Source organism: Methylobacterium sp. Leaf112 (assembly GCF_001423295.1).
Lineage (GTDB): Bacteria > Pseudomonadota > Alphaproteobacteria > Rhizobiales > Beijerinckiaceae > Methylobacterium.
Genome location: NZ_LMNG01000031.1, coordinates 230,284 through 248,950, shown reverse-complemented (window position 1 = coordinate 248,950; position 18,667 = coordinate 230,284). Strand labels below are relative to the sequence as shown.

The 18,667-nt window shown below is 69.9% G+C and carries 21 protein-coding genes; 8 read left to right on the top strand and 13 right to left on the bottom strand.

What is annotated here, in order from left to right:
* Positions 1 to 184 precede the first annotated feature (184 nt).
* The 3 genes from ASF52_RS17020 to ASF52_RS17010 form a co-directional block, all read right to left on the bottom strand.
* On the bottom strand, positions 185 to 1,219 hold the full coding sequence (locus tag ASF52_RS17020) for a TIM44-like domain-containing protein (RefSeq protein ID WP_056174505.1): 1,035 nt from the start codon (positions 1,217 to 1,219) through the stop codon (positions 185 to 187).
* Between the two features lie 112 nt (positions 1,220 to 1,331).
* Positions 1,332 to 2,447 (bottom strand): ATP-binding protein, encoded by a 1,116-nt coding sequence (locus tag ASF52_RS17015; protein WP_056174503.1) that lies wholly within the window; start codon positions 2,445 to 2,447, stop codon positions 1,332 to 1,334.
* 170 nt (positions 2,448 to 2,617) lie between these two features.
* The gene (locus tag ASF52_RS17010) at positions 2,618 to 3,250 is read right to left on the bottom strand and encodes a S24 family peptidase (RefSeq protein WP_056174501.1); all 633 of its coding nucleotides are present in this window, start codon (positions 3,248 to 3,250) and stop codon (positions 2,618 to 2,620) included.
* A gap of 212 nt (positions 3,251 to 3,462) precedes the next feature.
* Between ASF52_RS17010 and ASF52_RS17005 the strand changes: the two genes are divergently transcribed.
* Together ASF52_RS17005 and ASF52_RS17000 are read left to right on the top strand one after the other, a co-directional pair.
* Entirely contained in the window at positions 3,463 to 3,816 is a 354-nt protein-coding gene (locus ASF52_RS17005) for a DUF952 domain-containing protein (RefSeq protein WP_056174499.1), read from the top strand.
* Complete coding sequence (locus tag ASF52_RS17000; RefSeq protein ID WP_056174497.1) at positions 3,813 to 4,892, top strand: quinone-dependent dihydroorotate dehydrogenase; 1,080 nt, start codon at positions 3,813 to 3,815, stop codon at positions 4,890 to 4,892. Before ASF52_RS17005 ends, ASF52_RS17000 begins: the two co-directional genes overlap by 4 nt.
* On the opposite strand, the gene ASF52_RS16995 is transcribed toward ASF52_RS17000, so the two are convergent.
* Positions 4,889 to 5,179, bottom strand: coding sequence for a hypothetical protein (locus tag ASF52_RS16995; protein ID WP_056174495.1), 291 nt, complete (start codon positions 5,177 to 5,179; stop codon positions 4,889 to 4,891). The two genes, ASF52_RS17000 and ASF52_RS16995, sit on opposite strands and share 4 nt — an antisense overlap.
* 237 nt (positions 5,180 to 5,416) lie before the next feature.
* Here ASF52_RS16995 and ASF52_RS16990 point away from each other — a divergent pair, with 237 nt between their 5' ends.
* Both ASF52_RS16990 and ASF52_RS16985 read left to right on the top strand, forming a co-directional pair.
* Complete coding sequence (locus ASF52_RS16990) at positions 5,417 to 7,714, top strand: FdhF/YdeP family oxidoreductase (protein WP_056174493.1); 2,298 nt, start codon at positions 5,417 to 5,419, stop codon at positions 7,712 to 7,714.
* The gene (locus ASF52_RS16985) at positions 7,711 to 8,016 is read left to right on the top strand and encodes a hypothetical protein (protein WP_056174491.1); all 306 of its coding nucleotides are present in this window, start codon (positions 7,711 to 7,713) and stop codon (positions 8,014 to 8,016) included. Before ASF52_RS16990 ends, ASF52_RS16985 begins: the two co-directional genes overlap by 4 nt.
* Positions 8,017 to 8,041: 25 nt before the next feature.
* Here the strand turns inward: ASF52_RS16985 and ASF52_RS16980 are convergent, their stop codons facing one another.
* Positions 8,042 to 8,926, bottom strand: a complete 885-nt coding sequence (locus tag ASF52_RS16980; RefSeq protein ID WP_056174490.1) for an HpcH/HpaI aldolase/citrate lyase family protein — start codon at positions 8,924 to 8,926, stop codon at positions 8,042 to 8,044.
* Positions 8,927 to 9,128: 202 nt separating this feature from the next.
* Between ASF52_RS16980 and ASF52_RS16975 the strand changes: the two genes are divergently transcribed.
* Positions 9,129 to 9,518 carry a tautomerase family protein gene (locus tag ASF52_RS16975; RefSeq protein ID WP_056174488.1) on the top strand — a complete coding sequence of 130 codons (390 nt, stop codon included), beginning with the start codon at positions 9,129 to 9,131 and terminating at the stop codon, positions 9,516 to 9,518.
* Positions 9,515 to 9,850 carry a DUF167 domain-containing protein gene (locus ASF52_RS16970; protein ID WP_056174486.1) on the top strand — a complete coding sequence of 112 codons (336 nt, stop codon included), beginning with the start codon at positions 9,515 to 9,517 and terminating at the stop codon, positions 9,848 to 9,850. Before ASF52_RS16975 ends, ASF52_RS16970 begins: the two co-directional genes overlap by 4 nt.
* A 1-nt stretch (position 9,851) precedes the next feature.
* On the opposite strand, the gene ASF52_RS16965 is transcribed toward ASF52_RS16970, so the two are convergent.
* The 7 genes from ASF52_RS16965 to ASF52_RS16935 all read right to left on the bottom strand — a co-directional run bounded on the left by ASF52_RS16965 (position 9,852) and on the right by ASF52_RS16935 (position 15,542).
* Positions 9,852 to 10,223 (bottom strand): tRNA-binding protein, encoded by a 372-nt coding sequence (locus tag ASF52_RS16965; protein WP_056174485.1) that lies wholly within the window; start codon positions 10,221 to 10,223, stop codon positions 9,852 to 9,854.
* A 16-nt stretch (positions 10,224 to 10,239) separates the two neighbouring features.
* Complete coding sequence (locus ASF52_RS16960; protein ID WP_056174482.1) at positions 10,240 to 11,064, bottom strand: FTR1 family iron permease; 825 nt, start codon at positions 11,062 to 11,064, stop codon at positions 10,240 to 10,242.
* Positions 11,065 to 11,104: 40 nt separating this feature from the next.
* Positions 11,105 to 12,505: a 4Fe-4S binding protein gene (locus ASF52_RS16955; RefSeq protein WP_056175014.1), complete on the bottom strand. Its 1,401-nt coding sequence runs from the start codon at positions 12,503 to 12,505 to the stop codon at positions 11,105 to 11,107.
* A gap of 29 nt (positions 12,506 to 12,534) precedes the next feature.
* The gene (locus ASF52_RS16950; RefSeq protein WP_443136693.1) at positions 12,535 to 12,876 is read right to left on the bottom strand and encodes a cupredoxin domain-containing protein; all 342 of its coding nucleotides are present in this window, start codon (positions 12,874 to 12,876) and stop codon (positions 12,535 to 12,537) included.
* 2 nt (positions 12,877 to 12,878) lie between these two features.
* Positions 12,879 to 13,451, bottom strand: a complete 573-nt coding sequence (locus tag ASF52_RS16945) for an iron transporter (protein WP_056175007.1) — start codon at positions 13,449 to 13,451, stop codon at positions 12,879 to 12,881.
* 198 nt (positions 13,452 to 13,649) lie between these two features.
* A complete protein-coding gene (locus ASF52_RS16940; protein ID WP_056175004.1) occupies positions 13,650 to 15,026 on the bottom strand; it encodes an MATE family efflux transporter in 1,377 nt (458 codons plus the stop codon).
* Positions 15,027 to 15,050: 24 nt separating this feature from the next.
* Positions 15,051 to 15,542: a gamma-butyrobetaine hydroxylase-like domain-containing protein gene (locus ASF52_RS16935; protein WP_056174480.1), complete on the bottom strand. Its 492-nt coding sequence runs from the start codon at positions 15,540 to 15,542 to the stop codon at positions 15,051 to 15,053.
* A gap of 159 nt (positions 15,543 to 15,701) precedes the next feature.
* Here ASF52_RS16935 and moaA point away from each other — a divergent pair, with 159 nt between their 5' ends.
* Both moaA and ASF52_RS16925 read left to right on the top strand, forming a co-directional pair.
* On the top strand, positions 15,702 to 16,781 hold the full coding sequence (moaA, locus tag ASF52_RS16930) for a GTP 3',8-cyclase MoaA (protein ID WP_056174478.1): 1,080 nt from the start codon (positions 15,702 to 15,704) through the stop codon (positions 16,779 to 16,781).
* A 77-nt stretch (positions 16,782 to 16,858) separates the two neighbouring features.
* Positions 16,859 to 17,725, top strand: a complete 867-nt coding sequence (locus tag ASF52_RS16925) for an NAD(P)-dependent oxidoreductase (RefSeq protein ID WP_056174477.1) — start codon at positions 16,859 to 16,861, stop codon at positions 17,723 to 17,725.
* Here ASF52_RS16925 and miaA read toward each other — a convergent pair.
* Positions 17,703 to 18,665, bottom strand: a complete 963-nt coding sequence (miaA, locus tag ASF52_RS16920; RefSeq protein ID WP_056174475.1) for a tRNA (adenosine(37)-N6)-dimethylallyltransferase MiaA — start codon at positions 18,663 to 18,665, stop codon at positions 17,703 to 17,705. The two genes, ASF52_RS16925 and miaA, sit on opposite strands and share 23 nt — an antisense overlap.
* Positions 18,666 to 18,667: the final 2 nt, after the last annotated feature.

The following is an 18,667-nucleotide window of genomic DNA, read 5'->3' as shown; positions in this document are numbered from 1 at the left end:
CGCGAGTATTGACCTGCATATTAAATCCATAATGAGACCCTGTAAGTCTTGTGCGTCCGTCAAAGCGTGATGCCACGACGATGGACCGACGTACCCGTTCGGCGTCCGGGACCCATCGATCCAAACGAAATGGGCCGCCTGGTTTCCCGGGCGGCCCTCGCTTTTCATTCGGATGGTGAAGGCTTCAGTGACCCTGCTGGATCGCCGAGAGTACCCAGCGACCGCCGCGCTCGCGCACGAAGGTCCAGAGCTCTACGGCCTCGGGTGCACCAGTCTCGACGACGCGGTTGGTGCGACGGTCCAGGGTGACGTCCTTGATGGCGTAGCGCATGGCCACGGTGGCGTACTCGGCGTTGCCCTCGCCCCACGATTCCGACAGGTCGCCCTGAAGGAGCTTCACGTCGGAGATGCGGTTGACGACACCCTTGGCCTCGTTGGCACGGAGCTCCTCGACGAAGTAGCCGGCCATCTCGGGGGTCGCGAGGTTGCGCAGGGCGGGCACGTCCTCACGGCCGTAGGCGTCCTGAACCCCGTTCAGGGCGATCTCGAAGCTCTCGAAGTCACCCGGTCCGATCTGGACCGGACGCGCCTGCACCGGCTGCACGGGCGCAGGACCGCGACCCATTCCGCCGAGAGCGCCACCCACGGGGCCGCGGCCGGCATTGCCGCCGAGGCCACCGCCCATGCCGGTCCCACCCATCCCGGTCCCATTCGCGCCGGTCCCGTTCGCACCGTTGCCGCTCAGGTCCGAGCGAGCGTGACCGGCCGCGGCCGGACTCGCCTGGCGACGGCGGAACCAACGCACGGCGAAGGAGACGATGAGGACGAGGAGGCCGACCTGGAGCAGGAGGCCGATGAACGACGCGATGCCGCCGAGCCCGCCCGAGAAGCCGCTGCCGAGGAGCGCGCCGAGGAGGCCGGCGCCGAGAAGGCCCGCCATGAAGCCGCCACCGAAGCGCGGGCGCTGGGCCGCAGCCGGGTTCATGCCGGGATTGCCCATGGCCGGACCGGGCTGGGTCTGCGTGCGCTGGATCGGCGCTGCGGTCGAGGGGGCCGTGGTGGTGGCCGAGGGGGCATCGTGAGTGCGCGAGCCGCGCGAACCCATGCCGCCGCTGCTGCCGCCCGGACGTGCCTCCGCCAAGGGCGCCGCCAGTGCCAGCGTGGCGGCGAGCGTGAGGATGGTGGCCGCGCGCTTGCGGCGCGTGGGGGTGGTGAGCATGGATTCGCCCCTGATGCGGTTCGTTTGAGAGTCTGGCGGAAGCGCCAGTCACTATATGGTGACGGGCGAGGCGCGGTTTTAGTCCATCTCGCCCCGCGCTTTTTTTCCGTCCTCAAGCCACGGCCGGGAAGACGAGGCGGACCACGGTGCCTTCGCCGGGTTTGCTCTCGAGGTTCACCGTGCCGTTCTGGCGCTTGACCAGACCATGGACGATGGCGAGGCCGGTGCCGCGCCCGGCCTCACGGCTGGTGATGAACGGAGCGAGCGCGCGCGCCGCCATCTCGGGCGACATGCCGTGGCCGGTATCCGTCACCGTGATGCCGACGGCGCCGTCCCCGGGGCGCTGCAGGGCGCGATCCCCCACCGGTACCGCGAAGGTCGCGATGGTGATGCGGCCCGCTCCCGGCATCGCCTCGCACGCGTTGGCCACGATGTGGTTGAGGGCGAGTTCCACCTGGCGCGGGTTGCTCAGGCCGCAGGCGAGGCCCGGCGTGGTGCGAATGTCGAGGCTGATCCGCACCGGCAGACTCGGACCCATGCGTGCGCCGAACTCGGTGATCAGGGCGTTGAGGTCCACGGGCCGGACGTCCGGGGCGATCCGACGCGAGAACGCGAGGAGCTGGCGTGTCAGGATCGTCGCCCGCTCCGCCGCATCCGTGGAGCGCAGGATGGCGCGCTGGATGAAGGGCTCGTCGCGGTCGCTCAGACGCCGTTTCAGGCCGTCGATGTAGCCGATGAGGATCTGGAGGAAATTGTTGAACTCGTGCGCCACGCTGTTGGTGAGGAGGCCGAGCGCCTCGCGCTGGCGCGACAGGCTGAGGGCCCCTTCGGCATCGCGACGGCGGGAGACGTCGACGATCTGGACGAGCCGCCGATCGGTGCCGGGCACCGGCGCCACCAGGATCTGCGCCCAGAACGCGGCTCCGGCGCGGGTATAGGCCAGGAACTCGACGCCCTCGGGCGGCGTATCGGTGAGCGCCGTCGCGAGGGCGATCCGCGCCGCCCGGTCCGTATCCGGTCCGAGGAGGAAATGGGTGCTGCGGCCGGTCACCGCCTCGGCGCCGTAGCCGGTGAGCGTCAGGAACGCCGGGTTGGCGAAGACGATCCGTTCGCCGTCCGGGCCGGCCTCGACGAGCAGTGCCGGCACCCGCGACGCCGCGAGGTAGGCCTGCGGGGCCGCATCCGGCCGGTCGTCCGGCGCCTGATCGTCCGGTGGGGGCGATGCCATGGCCTGTCCGCGCGTGCGAGGCTTCTCGGCGCCTCTTCACGAAACGCCCTCGGCCCATCGGGGTTCGACACGAGAACCGCGGGTGACCGGGCGTTCCGCGAGGCACGTTCCGCCTTCGGGATCTCAGGCATAAACCGATCCGGCGGAGCGGCAAAGCTTCGTACGGGCCGCTACTGCCGCACCCACATCACCCGGCCGATCCAGGCGATCTCGGCCACGTTGACGACCCGGTCGGCATGGTCGGGATTGAGCGATACGAGTTCGATGGTGCGGGCGGTGCGGCGCTTGAGTTCCTTGGCCAGGACTTCTCCTGCGCTCAGGCGCACCACGACGCGGTCGCCCTTGCGTACGCTGGCCGAGGGCGAGACGATGAGCACGTCGCCGTCGCGGTAGAGCGGCGCCATGGAATCGCCCTGCACTTCCAGGGCGAACGCCCGGTCGTCGGCGAGATCGGGAAACTCGATCTCCTCCCAGCCGGGACCGCCGGTGGGCATGCCCTCGTCGGTGAAGAGCCGTCCGGACCCCGCCTGGGTCATGCCCACGAGGGGGATCATCGATCGGGTCGGTCCGGTCCGGACTTCGATGAGGCGCAGGAACTCGTCGAGGCTGGCGCCCGTGGCGGTCAGGACCTTGGCGATGGATTCGGTGGAGGGCCAGCGCTTGCGCCCGTCCGGGCCGATGCGCTTCGAGCGGTTGAAGCTTGTCGCGTCGAGGCCGGCACGGCGCGCGAGGCCGGAGGCCGAGAAGCCGTGGCGCTCGGCCAATCGATCGATGGCGGTCCAGATCTGCTCGTGCGACAGCATGAGAGGCTCGCGACGGAAAGTGTGTAAGACGCTCAGCCTACGTGTAGGAAAGTAGAACTAAAATACCCAGAAAGCAACGGCATGGTCCCCCGCGGGTTTCGCCCCGCCCTCGAGCCGCCGAAGGATCGGGGGCGGCCGAGCGGATTCGGTTGCGGCGGGCCGGCCTGCGCTCTATCGCCGGACGCGAGCGACCCTCGCGCGAAGGAGACCCGATGCCCCTCGTCTACAAGATCTGCCCGCGCGATCTCTGGGCGACGGCGGAGGCGCAAGGACGTTTCACCGGCGCGCCCGTGGACGTCGCCGACGGCTTCATCCACTTCTCCACCGCGCCCCAGGCGGCCGAGACGGCGACGCGGCATTTCTCCGGCGTGCACGACCTCCTACTCGTCGCCGTCGACACCGAGGCCCTGGGGGCGGCGCTCCGCTTCGAGCCCTCGCGCGGCGGCGACCTGTTCCCGCACCTCTACGGCGACCTCCCACTCGGGGCCGTGCGGGCGGTTCACGACCTGCCGGTCGGGCCCGACGGCAACCACATCTTCCCGGAACGTTTCGGAGACGCCGCATGATCGGCGCGCTGTTTCCCCTCGCCAAACCCCTGCTGCACAGTCTCGATGCCGAGGCGGCCCACAACCTCACGATCCGGGGCCTGTCCCTGCTGCCGCCGCGCCGCCCGCCGCCCGACGATCCACGCCTCGCCGTGGAGATCCTCGGCCGCAGTTTCCCCAACCCCGTCGGCCTCGCCGCCGGCTACGACAAGGGCGCCCAGGTGCCCGACGCGCTCCTCGGCCTTGGCTTCGGTTTCGTCGAGGTCGGCGGCGTGGTGCCGAAGGCGCAGGCGGGCAATCCCACCCCGCGCGTGTTTCGCCTGAAGGCCGACGGTGCCGTGATCAACCGGTTCGGCCTCAACAGCGAAGGCCTCGACACGGTGCGTCGCCGGCTCGCGGCCCGGCGGGACAAGCCCGGCCGGATCGGCGTCAACATCGGGGCCAACAAGGAGGCGACGGACCGCCTCGCCGATTATGTCGCCTGCACCCGCGCCCTCGCGCCCCTCGTCGATTTCGTCACCGTCAACGTGTCGTCCCCCAACACCCCGGGCCTGCGCGACCTTCAGGGCGAGGCCTTCCTCGACGACCTGCTGGCGCGGGTTGTGGAAGCCCGCGACGCGGTCCATCCCGGTACGGCGATCCTGCTCAAGATCGCCCCCGACATCACCCTCGCGGCCCTCGACGCCATGACGGCCACCGCCCTGAAGCGTGGCGTGCAGGCCCTCGTCGTCTCCAACACCACCATCGCGCGACCCGCGACCCTCGCCGAGACGGCGCTCGCCCGCGAGACCGGCGGCCTTTCCGGCCGACCCCTGTTCAAGCCCGCGACGCGGCTGCTCGCGCAGACCTACCTGCGCGTCGGCGGCCGGATCCCCCTCGTGGGTGTCGGCGGCATCGATTCGGCCGAGGCGGCCTGGACCAAGATCCTGGCGGGTGCGAGCCTGCTCCAACTCTACTCCGCCCTGGTCTATCAGGGGCCGGCCCTGATCGGGTCGATCAAGGCCGGCCTCGTCGCCCGGATGGCGGCCGAGGGCGCGGGCAGCTTGGCCGGGTTCGTCGGGCGGGACGCCGAAGCTCTCGCGGCGCTGCCGGGTTAGGGACGCGACCGCCGCCGGCCGGTTCCGGCCAGGACCACGCAGGCGGCGAACAGGCCGATCAGCCCCCATTTCACCGGCAGGAGGTCGGCGCCCTCGCTCGCCACGGGCTGGCGCGCGAACCGGCCCGGGGCGGTCTCGACGCCGGGCTTGCCCGCCCCTCGCGCGTCCGCGATCTGCGCCGGCGAGATCGCCCATTCGGCGTCCATCTGGCGATCGTGCGCCATCATCGCGACGGCGACGACGATGCCCACGACGACGGCCGCGCTGACCCGTACGGGGGTTCGCATCCTGGTGATCTCCTCGCCCGTTCCAGGCCCGCAGGCCCCCTCGCCGACGCATACCCCACCTGCGTGCGGCAGCGCAGTGCCTTAACCCGGGCGAAACCCAGCCGGGTAAAACCTTTCCCCGTGCAAGCGCATGACAGGCCTGCGTTTTTGACCGATTGAGGCGCCGCTGTGCGGTGCGGTAATCCCTCACGCAAGCAGGTCGATACGACCTCAGAAGCTTTCCCATCAGGATCGTCCATGGATCACCCGGTCGCGTCTCCCAAGCGTTCGTCCGCCGCCGGCGGCTGGGGTGCGCTGAAAAGCTGTGGCAAGCATCTCCTCGGCAGCCGCGCACCGCTCTCGGGCGCCCGCGCCATGCTGAAGGCCAACCAGCCCGATGGGTTCGATTGTCCGGGCTGCGCCTGGGGTGACCCGGCGCACGGCTCCTCGTTCGAGTTCTGCGAGAACGGCGTCAAGGCGGTGTCGTGGGAAGCCACCGACAAGCGCACCCCGCCGAAGTTCTTCGCCAAGCACACCGTGAGCGAGCTGCGCGGCTGGACCGACTACGCCCTCGAGGGCGAGGGCCGGCTCACCCATCCCATGCGCTACGACGCCACCAGCGACCGCTACGTACCGACCACCTGGCCCGAGGCCTTCGCGGCCATCGGCGCTGCTCTCAACGCCCTCGACCAACCCGATCGGGCCGAGTTCTACACCTCCGGCCGCGCCTCCAACGAGGCCGCGTATCTCTACCAGTTGTTCGCCCGGCATTACGGCACCAACAACTTCCCCGACTGCTCGAACATGTGCCACGAGGCCAGCGGCATCGCCCTCCAGGCGGCCATCGGCATCGGCAAGGGCACCGTGCTGCTGGAAGATTTCGAGAAGGCCGACGCGATCTTCGTCGTTGGCCAGAACCCCGGCACCAACCATCCGCGCATGCTCGGGGACCTGCGCAAGGCCGCCCAGCGCGGCACCCGCGTGGTGGTGTTCAACCCCGTGCGCGAGCGCGGCCTCGAGCGCTTCGCCGATCCGCAGAACACCGTCGAGATGCTGCGCGGCGCGAGCGCGCCCGTGGCGAGCCACTATTACCAGCCGCGCCTCGGCGGCGACATGGCGGCCTTCCGGGGCATCGCCAAGGCGGTGTTCGCCGCCGACGACGCGGCGCTCGACGCCGGCAAGCCGTCCGTCCTCGACCGCGCATTCCTCACCCATCACACCGCCGGGCTCGACGCATACCGGGCCGTCGTCGACGCCACCACCTGGGAGGCCATCGAGGATCAGTCCGGCCTGTCCCGTGCCGACATCGAGGTCGCGGCGCAGGTCTATCTCGGGGCCGACAAGGTGATCTGCACCTGGGCGATGGGCGTGACCCAGCACCGCCATTCCGTCGCAACGGTTCGCGAACTCGCCAACGTGCTGTTCCTGCGCGGCCATGTCGGGCGGCCCGGCACCGGCCTGTGCCCCGTGCGCGGCCATTCCAACGTGCAGGGCGACCGCACGGTGGGCATCAACGAAAAGCCCTCCGCCGCCCTCCTCGACGCCCTGGAGACCACGTTCGGCTTCACCGCGCCGCGCCGTCACGGCCACAACGTCATCGGCGCCATCGGCGCCATGCTGGACGGCTCGTCGAAGGCGTTCATCGGGCTCGGCGGCAACTTCGCCCGCGCCACGCCGGACACGGCCCTCGTCGCGAAGGCCCTCGCATCGTGCGAGCTCACCGTCCATATCGCGACGAAGCTCAATCACTCGCACCTCGTGCCGGGCCGCGTCGCCTACCTGCTGCCGTGCCTCGGCCGCACGGAGATCGACCGCAACGCCCGGGGCAAGACCCAGATCGTGACGGTCGAGGATTCCATGAGCATGGTCCACGGCTCGGGCGGCATCAACAAGCCGGCCTCGAAGGAGCTTCTGTCCGAGATCGCCATCATCGCCGGCATGGCGGCGGCGACCGTCGGTTCGGAGCGGGTCGACTGGGCGTCGCTCACGGAGGATTACGACCGGATTCGCGATCTCATCGAACGCACGATCCCGGGGTTCGCGGGCTACAACGTCCGGGTGCGGCGTCCGCGCGGCTTCATGCTCCGAAACCTCGCCGCCGAGCGCAACTTCGAGACCGAGACGGGGCTCGCCAACTTCTCGGCCGACGTGCTGCCGGAGACGACGGAGCACCAGCGCGCCAGCACGACGCCCGGCACCTTCGTGCTGCAGACCTTCCGCAGCCACGACCAGTACAACACCACCATCTACGGCCTCGACGACCGCTATCGCGGCGTCTACGGCGAACGCCGGGTGGTCTTCGCCCATCCCGACGACCTCGCGGAGATCCGCGCGCGCATGGGCGACCGGGTCGATATCGTCGGCAACCACGACGACGGCGTGACCCGGGTGGCGGAGAGCTTCCGCCTCGTGCCCTTCGACATGCCGCGCGGCTCGCTCGCGGGCTATTACCCTGAGCTCAACGTCCTCGTGCCGCTCTCGACCTTCGGCGAGGGCAGCGACACGCCGACCTCGAAGTCGGTGCTCGTCCACCTCCGCGCGCCGGCCGCCGCGTGAGCGAACCCCCGGCCGACGCCGAAACCTTCCTGGCGGTGACGGATTCCCTCGCCGCCCTGCAGCCTGGGCTCTCGACCCTGGAAGCGGGCGTGCTCGCGGCCCTGCACCTCGCCCTCGCCGCCGACAGCCGCAGCTTTTCGCGCGTGTTCGGCGTCGAGCACGCCCTCGTGCTGCGGGCCGTCGAAGTCCTGGTCGGCGAGGCGGCGCTGCTGACGGTGATCGAGCGCGCCCCCCGCACCCAGCGCACGCACTACGCGGTCACCGAAGCGGGCCGGGCGCTCCTCGACCACCTTCACGGTTGAGTGGCCCGGCCGTCGCGAGGCGCCCCTACTGCCCCTTGGCCGCGATGGCCTCCGACCAGTTCACCGCCCGGCGGGCCATGCCGATATGCTGCCGCTCGTACATGCGGCCCTCGATCTTGATGGCGCCGCGCTTGAGGTTCTCGGGCTTGTCGAACGCCTCGATGACGATGCGGGCGCGGCGCACCTCCTCCTCCGTGGGGGCGAAGCAGGTGTTGGCCGGCTCGATCTGGTTGGGGTGGATCAGGGTCTTGCCGTCGAAGCCGAGGTCGCGCGCCTGCTGGCACTCGGCGCGGCAGCCGTCCACATCGCCGATGTCGTTCCAGACGCCGTCGAGGATGATCAGACCCTCGGCGCGGGCGGCCGCGAGGGTGAACATCATCCACGGCAGCATCGGCACGCGGCCGGGCACGAGTTGGGCCCAGGTGTCCTTGGCGAGATCGTTGGTGCCGAGCACGAAACCGGTGAGCCGGGTGCGCCGGTCGCGCCGGGCTTTCGCGATGTCCTGAATGTTGAGGATGGCCGCCGGAGTCTCGATCATGGCCCAGACGGCGATGCTGTCGGGCGCCTCCAGGGCTTCGAGGTGGTTGGCGATGCTCTCCAGCACGGCGGGCGAGGAGACCTTCGGCATCAGGATCGCGTCGGGTCGAGCCTGGATCGCCGCCTTGAGGTCGGATTCACCCCAGGGCGTCTGGGGCGCGTTGACCCGGATGACGATCTCGCGTTTGCCGTAGCCGCCTTCCTTGACCGCCGCGCAGACCTGCTCGCGCGCGAGTTCCTTGGCGTCGGGCGCCACCGCGTCCTCGAGGTCGAGGATGAGCGAATCGGCGGCGAGGGTCCGGGCCTTTTCCAAAGCACGCTGGTTCGAACCGGGCATATACAGCACGCTGCGGCGGAGGCGGAGGTCGGACATCGCGGGTTCCTGTGAAATCGCCGCGCACCTTAATGCAACATCGGCGCCTGGGCACCCCGCACGGCCCCGCGAATGGCAGTTCCTTCCCCGAATCGGGACGCGGGCGGACAGGGACTGCTATGATCTCGCCCGACGTCGCCGACGAAACCAAGCAAGGCAGCCGTTCTGCCGCGGCTCGTCGATCCCGAAGAGTGAGAGTGCCATGCCGTTGATCCGCTTCGATCTCATCGAAGGCCGTACCGAGGCCGAGCTGAAGACCCTGCTCGATGCGGCCCACGAGGCCATGCTGGAAGCCTTCCGGGTGCCGGCCGGCGACCGCTACCAGATCGTCACCGAGCACAAGACGTCGCGGATGATCGTCGAGGATACCGGCCTCGGCATCCCGCGCACGAAGGACGTGGTTGTGGTGCAGGTGTTCACCCGCCCGCGTTCGCAGGAGATGAAGCAGGATTTCTATCGCCTGCTCACGGAGAAGTTGGAGGCCGCCTGCGGCATCGCTCCGGCCGACGTGATGGTGTCCTGCATGGTCAACAGCGACGCCGATTGGTCGTTCGGCCACGGCCGGGCGCAGTTCCTCACGGGCGAGCTGTGACGCCGGCCCTCCCCTATACCGCCCATGCGGACGGCGTGCGCCTCGCCGTCCGGCTCACCCCCCGCGCCGCGCGGTCCGGCCTCGACGGTCTCGTCGCCGGGGCTGACAGACGGATTGCCGTGCAGCTGCGCGTCGCTGCTCCGCCGATGGAGGGCGCCGCCAACGCGGCCTTGATCGGCTACCTTGCCGAGGTCCTGGAGCTGCGGCGCAGCGAGATCCGCATCGTCTCGGGCGAGACGGCTCGTCGGAAGGTGGTGGCGCTCGCGGGCGATCCCGTCGTTCTGAGCGGCCGCATCGGCGAGTGGATCGCGGCCGCGCCCCTGCGCCGATAAGTCAGAACAGGCGCCCGCCGTTCGGCACGGGTTTGTCCGGCGCGAACAACACCACCGCCCCGTCGGCGTCGGGAAAGCCCAGGGTCAGCACCTCGGACCGGAACGGCCCGATCTGCCGGGGTGGAAAATTCACCACGGCGGCGACCTGACGGCCGGGCAGGTCCTCGGCCCGGTAATGCTCGGTGATCTGGGCGCTCGACCGCTTCCGGCCGATGCTGCCGCCGAAATCGATGACGAGCTTCAGGGCGGCTTTGTGAGCCTCCGGGAACGGCTCGGCCGACACGATGGTGCCGACCCGGATATCTACGGCGAGGAACGCGTCGAATCCGATGGTCTCGGCCGCCGGGGCGTCGGGCGTGGGGCTGACGTGCATGACGACCTCGGGCGCCTCAGGCCGTGCGGACCTGCCGGCGCTTGTCCGCCGACGACCATTGCATCAGGGCGACCATGACCAGGATGGTGCCGAGGTAGACGAGGCCCTGGAGGACGCTCGGCCGGTCGGTGTAGCCCACGAGGGCGTGGAGCACGCGGCCCGCGAGGCTGTCCTCCCGCAGGATCGCGGTGGTGTTCCACAGGGGGCGATCGAGCACGGTGACGACGCCCGCGTTCACCAGGAACTGAGCGGCCTGCGAGGCGAGGCCGGCGGCGAGGAAGATGATCAGCGCGCTCGTCACCGAGAAGACGTAGCGGGTCGGGATGGCGGCGAGACCGAAATAGCTCACCCCCGACAGGGCGGCCCCAGTGGCGACGCCCGCGAGCGCCCCGAGCTGGATGTCGATCCCGGAGGTGCCGGATGCGACGAGGCCGTAAAGGAACAGCACGAGCTCGGCGCCCTCGCGCAGGATCGCGGCGCCGACCACGAGGGCCAGGGCGGCCGCCGTGGTCTGTCCGGTGCGGACCCTGTCGCCGGCCGCGCGGAGCTCCCCGGCGAGTTCGCGACCGTGCTTGCTCATCCAGGTGTTGTGCCAGATCAGCATGAGCACGGCGACGATGAGCACGGCGGCGTTGAGGATGTCCTGGCCCGCGCCCTCGAAGGCGTCGGAGATTTTTTCCGCGAACAGCGCGATGAGGGCGGCGCCGGCCAGTCCCCCGACGATACCCAGGGCGATCCAGCGGCCGCGCCCACTGATCCCGCGTGTCGCGGCGAGCACGATGCCGACGATGAGGCCGGCCTCGATGACCTCGCGGAAGGCGATGACGAAAGCGCCGATCATGCGGGGATATCCTTGTGTGCGCGCCGAAGGGCCGCGCGGGTTACCAGATCCAGAACAGCAGCACCCAGCCGAACACCGAGAGGCCGCAGGCCGCCGCGATGGCAAGGGTGGCGGCGATCCGGCGCGCGCCGGCCGCGTAGAGCCCCGACACCCGCCAGGCGAGCCAGGTGCTCCACAGGCTGCTGCCGAGGAGGAGACCGCCGCGCAATTCGGAGACATAGGGGATGACGAGACCGTCGCCGCGCAGGAACGTCACGGTGAGGGCCGAGAGGCCGAGGAAGACGCCGCAGCCGGCGACCGGTATCAGCGTCTGGGTGAGGTGGTGGAACCGCTGGGTCGACCACGCCCCGAGGGCGCGGGTGCCGAGGGCCACGAAGCCCGACAGGGACGATCCGAGGATGAGGGCCGAGGCGACGATGTAGGCGAGCAGCAGCACGCCGTCGAGGAGGCTGAGCACGTCGTTGTGCTCGGGGTAGTTGGTGAGGACGAACCACGGCAGTGTCGTCTCCAGGGGCCAGGAGATGCCGCGCTCGATCAGGATCGTGGCGAGCCATTGCTTGGCGTCGATGAACCACGGGCTCGACGACCACTGGAACGCGCCCACCGCGAGGCCCATCATGCCGAACAGGATGAGGGCGGTCTGGTCGAGGCTCGGCTCGTTGCCGGCGACGTTGACGATCTCGTGGGTGGGCGACCGCCGGGCGAGGCGCACGGCCCCGCGATAGCCGCTGCAGCGTCCGCACATGTGGCAGGCGCCGGCGCCGTTCATGGTCTTGACCGGGACCAGGGGCGCGCAGTTGAAGCTCTCGCCCTTCGGCTTCGGCGATGCGCTCCACGCCGCGTGATCGACCTGGAAGCTCACCGGCGCGAGCTTGGCAAGGACCGCGAAGACGCCGTTGACGGGGCAGAGGTAGCGGCACCACACCCGCTTGTTGCGGCCGTAGAGCAGGCCGACGGCGATGGCCGCCACCGTGGAACCGCCGAGCACGGCCAATACCGGTTTCGGGTAGCCGTAGACGCTGACCATCTGGCCGTAGACCGTGGTGCCGGCGAACGCCACGAACGGCCAGCCGCCCCAGGTGAGCCAGCGCGGCACGGCGCGGCCGAGGCTCCACCGGCTGGCGAATTCCGTGAGGGCGCCTTCGGGGCAGAGGATGCCGCACCACGCGCGCCCGACCACCACCATGCTGACCAGCACGAACGGCCACCAGATGCCCCAGAACGCGAACTGGGCGAACACCGTGAGGTCGTTCCACAGGTGCGCCGTGCGTCCAGGGAGCGGCAGGAAGGCCGGGACCGCGACGAGGACGAGGTAGATCGCCACGACGACCCATTGGATCGTGCGGATGATGCCGCCGTTGCGCTGGAGCCACTGGCCGAGGCCGGCCAGCTTGGCATCGACCCAGGCCTCGCCCGGTGAAATGGAGGCCGATGCCGCCATGGGGTTCGCCATTCGGTCCGTTTCGCTGCCTACTTCGCCACGAGAGTGGCTTTGGAATCCGGGTGGAAGTCGTCGAACACGTCGTAGCGACCGGGATCGATGGTGCGGAACACGATGGACGAGGTGGCGCCGGCGGCGAGCGCCTTCTCGCGCTTCAGTTCGGTGCTCTCGAACTCGACGGGGCTCTTGCCCGTGTTGGTGATCTCGAGCTTGAACCGGGTGTTGGCCGGCACCTCGATGATTTCGGGGATGATCGCCCCGTCGCGCATCTCGACCTTGATGACCGGCAGGTCCTCGGCGCGGGCCGGATGCCCGAGCGCGAGGGTGGTGGCCGTTGCTGCGGCGGCGAGGAGGTTCGGCAGCCGGGCCACGGTCAGTACGCGCCCTTCTTGCCGATGCCCGCGAAGGTGAAGTCCTGGATCAGGTCGAACGGCTTGAACCATTCGGCGACCCCGGTCTCCTTGTCGACGTGGCGGCCGAAATGCTGACCGGCCCCGGGGGGCGCCACCGTGAGCTTGAGGCGGTAGCGGCCGGGCCCGGACAGCTTGACGTTGTCGCCGTAATGCGGGCCGTCGTTGGCCACCATGGGCATGAGGGTGCCGGACACCTTCGGCCCCGTGGCGGCCTCGCCGTCGAGCTTCGTCAGCTCGAACGAGACGGCGAGCGAAGGCACCCAATCCCCCTCCGCGAAGCCGTTGCGGTTGTCCTTGGCGGCGCGGATGTCGGCTTCGAGATGCAGGTCGGATTGCGCGGCGGCGCGCATCATGTCCGGCGGGTCCATCTCGATGGGCTGGAGGTAGACGGCGGCGACTTCGAGCCCGTTCTGGATCACGTGCGGACCGATGGGCGTCTCCTTCGCGTGAGCGGGAAGGACCGCACCGGCGGCGAGGAAGCCGGCGACGAGGAGGGACGGCAAGCATCGGGCGGTGATGGAGCGGGCGGTCATGGATCTCTCGCACATCGGAGCTTCGCGCAGGGTATCGAGCGCGTAGACCAGCCACACAAGCAAGCAAAGAGGCTTCTTCGTCACATTGTTACATCGGAATCATTCTAATTCGACGGTGGTTGGATCTTTTCGAAACAAAGTGGGTGCTCGCGTCCGATCTATTGGTTCCTGGTCTTTCAGCCCGAGGGGCGATTACGGTCACGCAACCTGCCGTACCGGCGCGGGCAGTCCCGGCTTGACCGCTGGGGAAAACGTCCGCGCCGTCAGGCCCGAATAGGCCAGGGCCTGACCGACGCCACGGCCGCCCAGCAGCAGTAGGAACGCGGCCCACAAGCCGGCATTGCCGAGATCCAGCGCGTGGAACGCCAGCAGGGCGAGGCCATAGGTGACGCTGGCCCCGATCATCAGGTTGCGCATGGCGCGGGTCCAGGTGGCGCCGATGTAGATGCCGTCGAAGGCGAAGGGGAGCGCGGCGACGAGGGGCGCCAGGGCCGCCGGGACGAGGTAGGTCCGCGCCGTCTCGCGGACCTCGGGGTTCGTCGTCACCGCGTCGATGAAAGCCCCACCCGTCACGAGGAACAGGCCCGCGATGGCGGCCCCGAAGGCGAGGCACCAGGCGAGGCTCAGGCGCGCGGCGCGGCGGAAGCCCGCCTCGTCGCGGGCGCCCACGGCCTGTCCGCACAGGGTCTCGGCGGCGGTGGCGAAGCCGTCGAGGAAGAAGCCGCCGATCATGAAGAGATTCCACAGGACGGCGTTGGCGGCGAGCACCACGTCGCCGGAGCGTGCGCCGAGGGCCGAGAACGCCGCGATGCAGGCGACGAGCAGGAGGGTGCGGATCATGACGTCGGCGTTGACGCTGAGCATCCGGGCGAGCGCCAGGGGATCGGCGACGATCCGCCATGGCACGCCGAACGGATAGGAGCCGAGTCGGGCGAGGACGAGGAGCCCCAGCCCGGTTCCGACCGCCTCGGCCACCAGGGTGGCGAGGCCCGCGCCCGCGACGCTCATGCCCGCGCCGAGCACGAGGGCGAGGGTCAGGGCGATGTTGACGAGGTTGATGGCGATCTGGAGCACGAGCCCGAGATCCGTACGGCCGCGGCCGAGCACGGACCCCAGGATGGCGTAGTTCGCCAGGGTGAAGGGCGCCGCGAAGATGCGGATATGGAAATAGTCCGACAGGCCGGCGATCACCGCCGGGCTCGCGCCGCTGATGGCGAAGGCGCCCTGGCCGATGGGCCCTTGCAGGATCACGATGACGAGGCCGACGAGGAGACCTGCGGCGAGCGCCCGCGCCAGGGTGCGGTCGACCTCCGCGCCGTCGCGGGCGCCCACCGCCTGCGCCGTCAGGCCGGCGGTCGCCATGCGCAGTGAGCCGAACGACCAGAAGATCGCGTCGAAGATCACGGCGCCGAGCGCCATGGCGCCGAGCAGGGCCGCATCGCCGAGCCGCCCGATCACCGCCGCACCGACGAAGCCGAGGAGCGGCGTCGTGACGTTGGCGACCGTCATCGGCAGGGCGAGGGACAGGACGCGCCGGTTCGTGGCGGGTGCGGGATGGGCTCCGCGGACGCTCATCGGCATGCCCTCATCGATATGCTCTCAATGACAGCCGCACCCGGTGCCGCAACTGCCGCCACCCGAACTCTCCGTCGGAGTCCCGGCCGGCTTCTTCGCCGGCCGCATGGCGGGATCGCGCGTCAGGCCTCGCTCGTCCAGCTCCGACAGGTAGGTGGCCCAGCGGTTCCGGTACTCACGGCCGAGGTCGTAGAGGTAGCCCCAGCCGAACAGGCCGGTGTCGTGCATGTCGTCGAAGGTGAGCTTCACGGCGTAGTTGCCGATGGGCTCGACCTTGAGGATCGCGACCTCGCGCTTGCCGCCGATCACCTTGCGCTCCGCCGGGGAGTGGCCCTGGACCTCGGCCGACGGGCTCGACACCCGCAGGTATTCCGCCGGCAGGGTGAAGCGCCCGCCATCCTCGAAGGCGACGATGAGGCTGCGCTTGTCGCCCGACAGCCGGATCTCCGTCGGCCAGCGCTCCAATGCGGCCGGAGCGGGTGCGGGGGTTCGTTGATCGGGGGTCTGCTGGTCCATGTGGCAGTCTCCTTGTGGAAGAGGTGGTTCCACGTGCGGACACGTCGCCCCGGTGCGCGCTTGCCCGCGCGGGTGCAAGACCTCATATGCTTCTTCATGCTAGGTTCGTCACGCGACCAAACGCCAGTGCCTTCCCCAGACCAGGGTTCAGAGTTTCGCATGTGGGGTCCACGCACCGACGACGCGCCTGTGACGCCTGTCCTCGCGCCCTTGTCCAAGCCTGCGTCTGCGCCCTTGTCCGCGCCCGCGCCCTTGATCGACCCGTTCCAGCGGGCGATCACCTACCTGCGCATTTCGGTGACGGATCGCTGCGACCTGCGCTGCGTCTACTGCATGTCCGACGACATGAGCTTCTTGCCGAAACGCGACCTTCTCAGCCTCGAGGAGCTCGATCGCCTGTGCGCGGTGTTCATCGGGCGCGGGGTGAGGAAGCTGCGCATCACCGGGGGCGAGCCCCTGGTGCGGCGTGACATCATGCATCTGTTCCGCCGCCTGTCCCGCCATCTCGGCACGGGCGCGCTGGAGGAGCTGACCATGACCACGAACGGAACGCAGCTCGGCCGCTTCGCGCCCGAACTCGCCGACCTCGGGGTCAAGCGCGTCAACGTCTCCCTCGACACCCTCGATCCCGCCAAGTTCAAGGCCGTGACCCGTCGCGGCGATCTCAAGGTGGTGCTCGACGGCATCGCGACGGCCCGGCGCGCCGGCATCAAGGTCAAGATCAACGCCGTGGCGCTCAAGGGCGTCAATGAGGACGAGATCGCCGATATGATCGCCTGGGCGCACGGCGACGGCATGGACATGACCCTGATCGAGGTCATGCCGCTGGGCGAGATCGAGGGCGACCGCACCGATCAGTTCCTGCCCCTGTCGGTGGCCCGTGCGCGCCTCGAGAATCGCTACACCCTGACCCCCCTGCCGGACCGCACCGGTGGTCCGGCGCGCTACGTGCGCGTGGAGGAGACCGGTGGGCGCCTCGGCTTCATCACGCCCCTCACCCATAATTTCTGCGAGAGCTGCAACCGCGTACGCCTGACCTGCACCGGTCAGCTCTACATGTGTCTCGGCCAGGAGGACGCGGCGGATCTCCGCGCGGCGCTCCGCGCCTCTCCGGACGATGCCCTCGTCACGCAGGCTGTGGTGGATGCCATCGCCCGCAAGTCGAAGGGCCACGACTTCGTCATCGAGCGCGCGCGGCCGGCGGCGGTGCCGCGCCACATGAGCGTCACCGGCGGCTGAAGACAGACGGGTTTGACCCCTCGCCCCCGCCCACTTAGACCCCCGTCCAGCGTGCGTTCGAACGGTGGAGACGGTTGATGGCGAAGGTCGCGTTCCTGGGCCTCGGTGTGATGGGCGGCCCGATGGCGGGGCACCTCGCCCGGCATGGCCATCACGTCACCGTCTACAACCGGACGGCATCGAAGGCGGAAGCCTGGGTGAAGGCCCATGGCGGTGCGGCGGCGCCGACCCCGCGTCAGGCTGCCGAGGGCCAGGAGGTGGTCTTCGCCTGCGTCGGCAACGACGACGACCTGCGCGGCGTGACCCTCGGGAACGACGGCGCGTTCGCCGGCATGACGAAGGGCGCGGTCTTCGTCGACCACACCACGGCCTCCGCCGAAGTCGCCCGTGAACTCGCCGAGATCGCCAGCGCCGCCGGCCTTCATTTCATCGACGCTCCCGTGTCCGGCGGTCAGGCGGGAGCCGAGAACGCGGCCCTCACGGTGATGTGCGGCGGCGACGCCGCGACCTACGCCCGCGTCGAGGCCGCGATCCTGTGCTTTGCCAAGGCGAGCCGCCTCATGGGCCCGTCGGGCTCGGGCCAACTCACCAAGATGGTCAATCAGATCGCCATCGCGGGCGTGGTGCAGGGGCTGTCGGAGGCGATCCACTTCGCCAAGCGCGCCGAACTCGACGTCGACGCCGTCCTCGACGTGATCTCCAAGGGCGCCGCCGGCTCTTGGCAGATGGAGAATCGCGGCCGGACCATGAACGCGGAGAAATTCGATTTCGGCTTCGCCGTGGACTGGATGCGCAAGGATCTCGGCATCCTGCTGGCCGAGGCGCGCCGCAACGGCGCGAAGCTGCCGGTGACGGCCCTGGTGGACCAGTTCTACGCCGACGTCCAGGGCATGGGCGGCAACCGCTGGGACACGTCGAGCCTCATCGCCCGTCTGGAAAAGTAAGCCGTGCCTCGGCGTGGGGCAGGGCCGCCTCCGGGGCAGTCCAGTCCCAGTCCGGTCCCATCTGGTGGCGGAACCAGGTGAACTGACGCTTGGCGTAGCGCCTCGTGTCGGCTTGTCCGCGCCGGATCGCCTCGGCCCGGTCGATGACCCCGTCGAGGTGGGCGATCAGGCCCGGTACGCCGTGAGCACGCATGATCGGCAGGAGCGGGTCGAGGCGGCGTTCTCGCAACGCCGCGACCTCGTCGAGGGCGCCGTCCGCGAGCATCGCGGCGAACCGGGCGTCGATGGCCGCGCGGAGCGCCGCGCGCTCGGGGGCGAGGAACAGCTTCAGGAGCGGCAGGCCCGCCAGCGGACCGGGCGTTCGGCTGCCCTGGAAGCTGGCGATGGGTTTTCCCGTGGCGGCGAGGATTTCGAGGGCCCGCATGATCCGGGCCCGGTCGCTCGGCCGCAGGGCTTCGGCGCCGACGGGATCGCCGGCGGCGAGATCCGCGTGCAGGGCCTCGGTCGCCCGGCCCTCGGCTTCGACCCGGATCGCGGTCCGCACGGCGTCGGGCACGGCCGGCAACTCCGACAGCCCCTCTTCCAGGGCGCGGAAGTACAGTCCGGTGCCGCCGACGAAGATCGGCAGGCGGTCTTCCGCCCACACCGCACGGAAAATCGCGGCCGCCTCCCTGGCGAAATGTCCGGCCGAATAGTTGGTCGCGCCATCGACATGGCCGTAGAGGCGGTGGGGCGCCAGGGCCGCCTCCGCCTCGCTCGGCCGGGCCGAGAGGCGCCTGAGATCGCCATAGACCTGCATGGAATCGGTGTTGATCACCACGCCCCGGAACCGGCGCGCCAGGGCGGTGGCGAGGCCCGACTTGCCGGAGGCGGTCGGCCCTGCGATGAGGATGGCCGCCGGCCGGCCGTGCGCGTGTGTTGTGTCCGTGACCGGCGGCAAGG

What these genes read in the sequence shown, in the direction of transcription:
- ASF52_RS17010 (WP_056174501.1), bottom strand. Translation starts at nt 3,250, where the DNA reads ATGCTGTCGCACGAGCAGATCTGGACCGCCATCGATCGATTGGCCGAG.
- ASF52_RS17015 (WP_056174503.1), bottom strand. Translation starts at nt 2,447, where the DNA reads ATGGCATCGCCCCCACCGGACGATCAGGCGCCGGACGACCGGCCGGAT.
- ASF52_RS16960 (WP_056174482.1), bottom strand. Translation starts at nt 11,064, where the DNA reads ATGATCGGCGCTTTCGTCATCGCCTTCCGCGAGGTCATCGAGGCCGGC.
- ASF52_RS16965 (WP_056174485.1), bottom strand. Translation starts at nt 10,223, where the DNA reads ATGCACGTCAGCCCCACGCCCGACGCCCCGGCGGCCGAGACCATCGGA.
- ASF52_RS17020 (WP_056174505.1), bottom strand. Translation starts at nt 1,219, where the DNA reads ATGCTCACCACCCCCACGCGCCGCAAGCGCGCGGCCACCATCCTCACG.
- ASF52_RS16990 (WP_056174493.1), top strand. Translation starts at nt 5,417, where the DNA reads ATGGATCACCCGGTCGCGTCTCCCAAGCGTTCGTCCGCCGCCGGCGGC.
- ASF52_RS16935 (WP_056174480.1), bottom strand. Translation starts at nt 15,542, where the DNA reads ATGGACCAGCAGACCCCCGATCAACGAACCCCCGCACCCGCTCCGGCC.
- ASF52_RS16925 (WP_056174477.1), top strand. Translation starts at nt 16,859, where the DNA reads ATGGCGAAGGTCGCGTTCCTGGGCCTCGGTGTGATGGGCGGCCCGATG.
- ASF52_RS17000 (WP_056174497.1), top strand. Translation starts at nt 3,813, where the DNA reads ATGATCGGCGCGCTGTTTCCCCTCGCCAAACCCCTGCTGCACAGTCTC.
- ASF52_RS16980 (WP_056174490.1), bottom strand. Translation starts at nt 8,926, where the DNA reads ATGTCCGACCTCCGCCTCCGCCGCAGCGTGCTGTATATGCCCGGTTCG.
- ASF52_RS16955 (WP_056175014.1), bottom strand. Translation starts at nt 12,505, where the DNA reads ATGGCGGCATCGGCCTCCATTTCACCGGGCGAGGCCTGGGTCGATGCC.
- moaA (WP_056174478.1), top strand. Translation starts at nt 15,702, where the DNA reads ATGTGGGGTCCACGCACCGACGACGCGCCTGTGACGCCTGTCCTCGCG.
- ASF52_RS16940 (WP_056175004.1), bottom strand. Translation starts at nt 15,026, where the DNA reads ATGAGCGTCCGCGGAGCCCATCCCGCACCCGCCACGAACCGGCGCGTC.
- ASF52_RS16995 (WP_056174495.1), bottom strand. Translation starts at nt 5,179, where the DNA reads ATGCGAACCCCCGTACGGGTCAGCGCGGCCGTCGTCGTGGGCATCGTC.
- ASF52_RS16975 (WP_056174488.1), top strand. Translation starts at nt 9,129, where the DNA reads ATGCCGTTGATCCGCTTCGATCTCATCGAAGGCCGTACCGAGGCCGAG.
- ASF52_RS16945 (WP_056175007.1), bottom strand. Translation starts at nt 13,451, where the DNA reads ATGACCGCCCGCTCCATCACCGCCCGATGCTTGCCGTCCCTCCTCGTC.
- ASF52_RS17005 (WP_056174499.1), top strand. Translation starts at nt 3,463, where the DNA reads ATGCCCCTCGTCTACAAGATCTGCCCGCGCGATCTCTGGGCGACGGCG.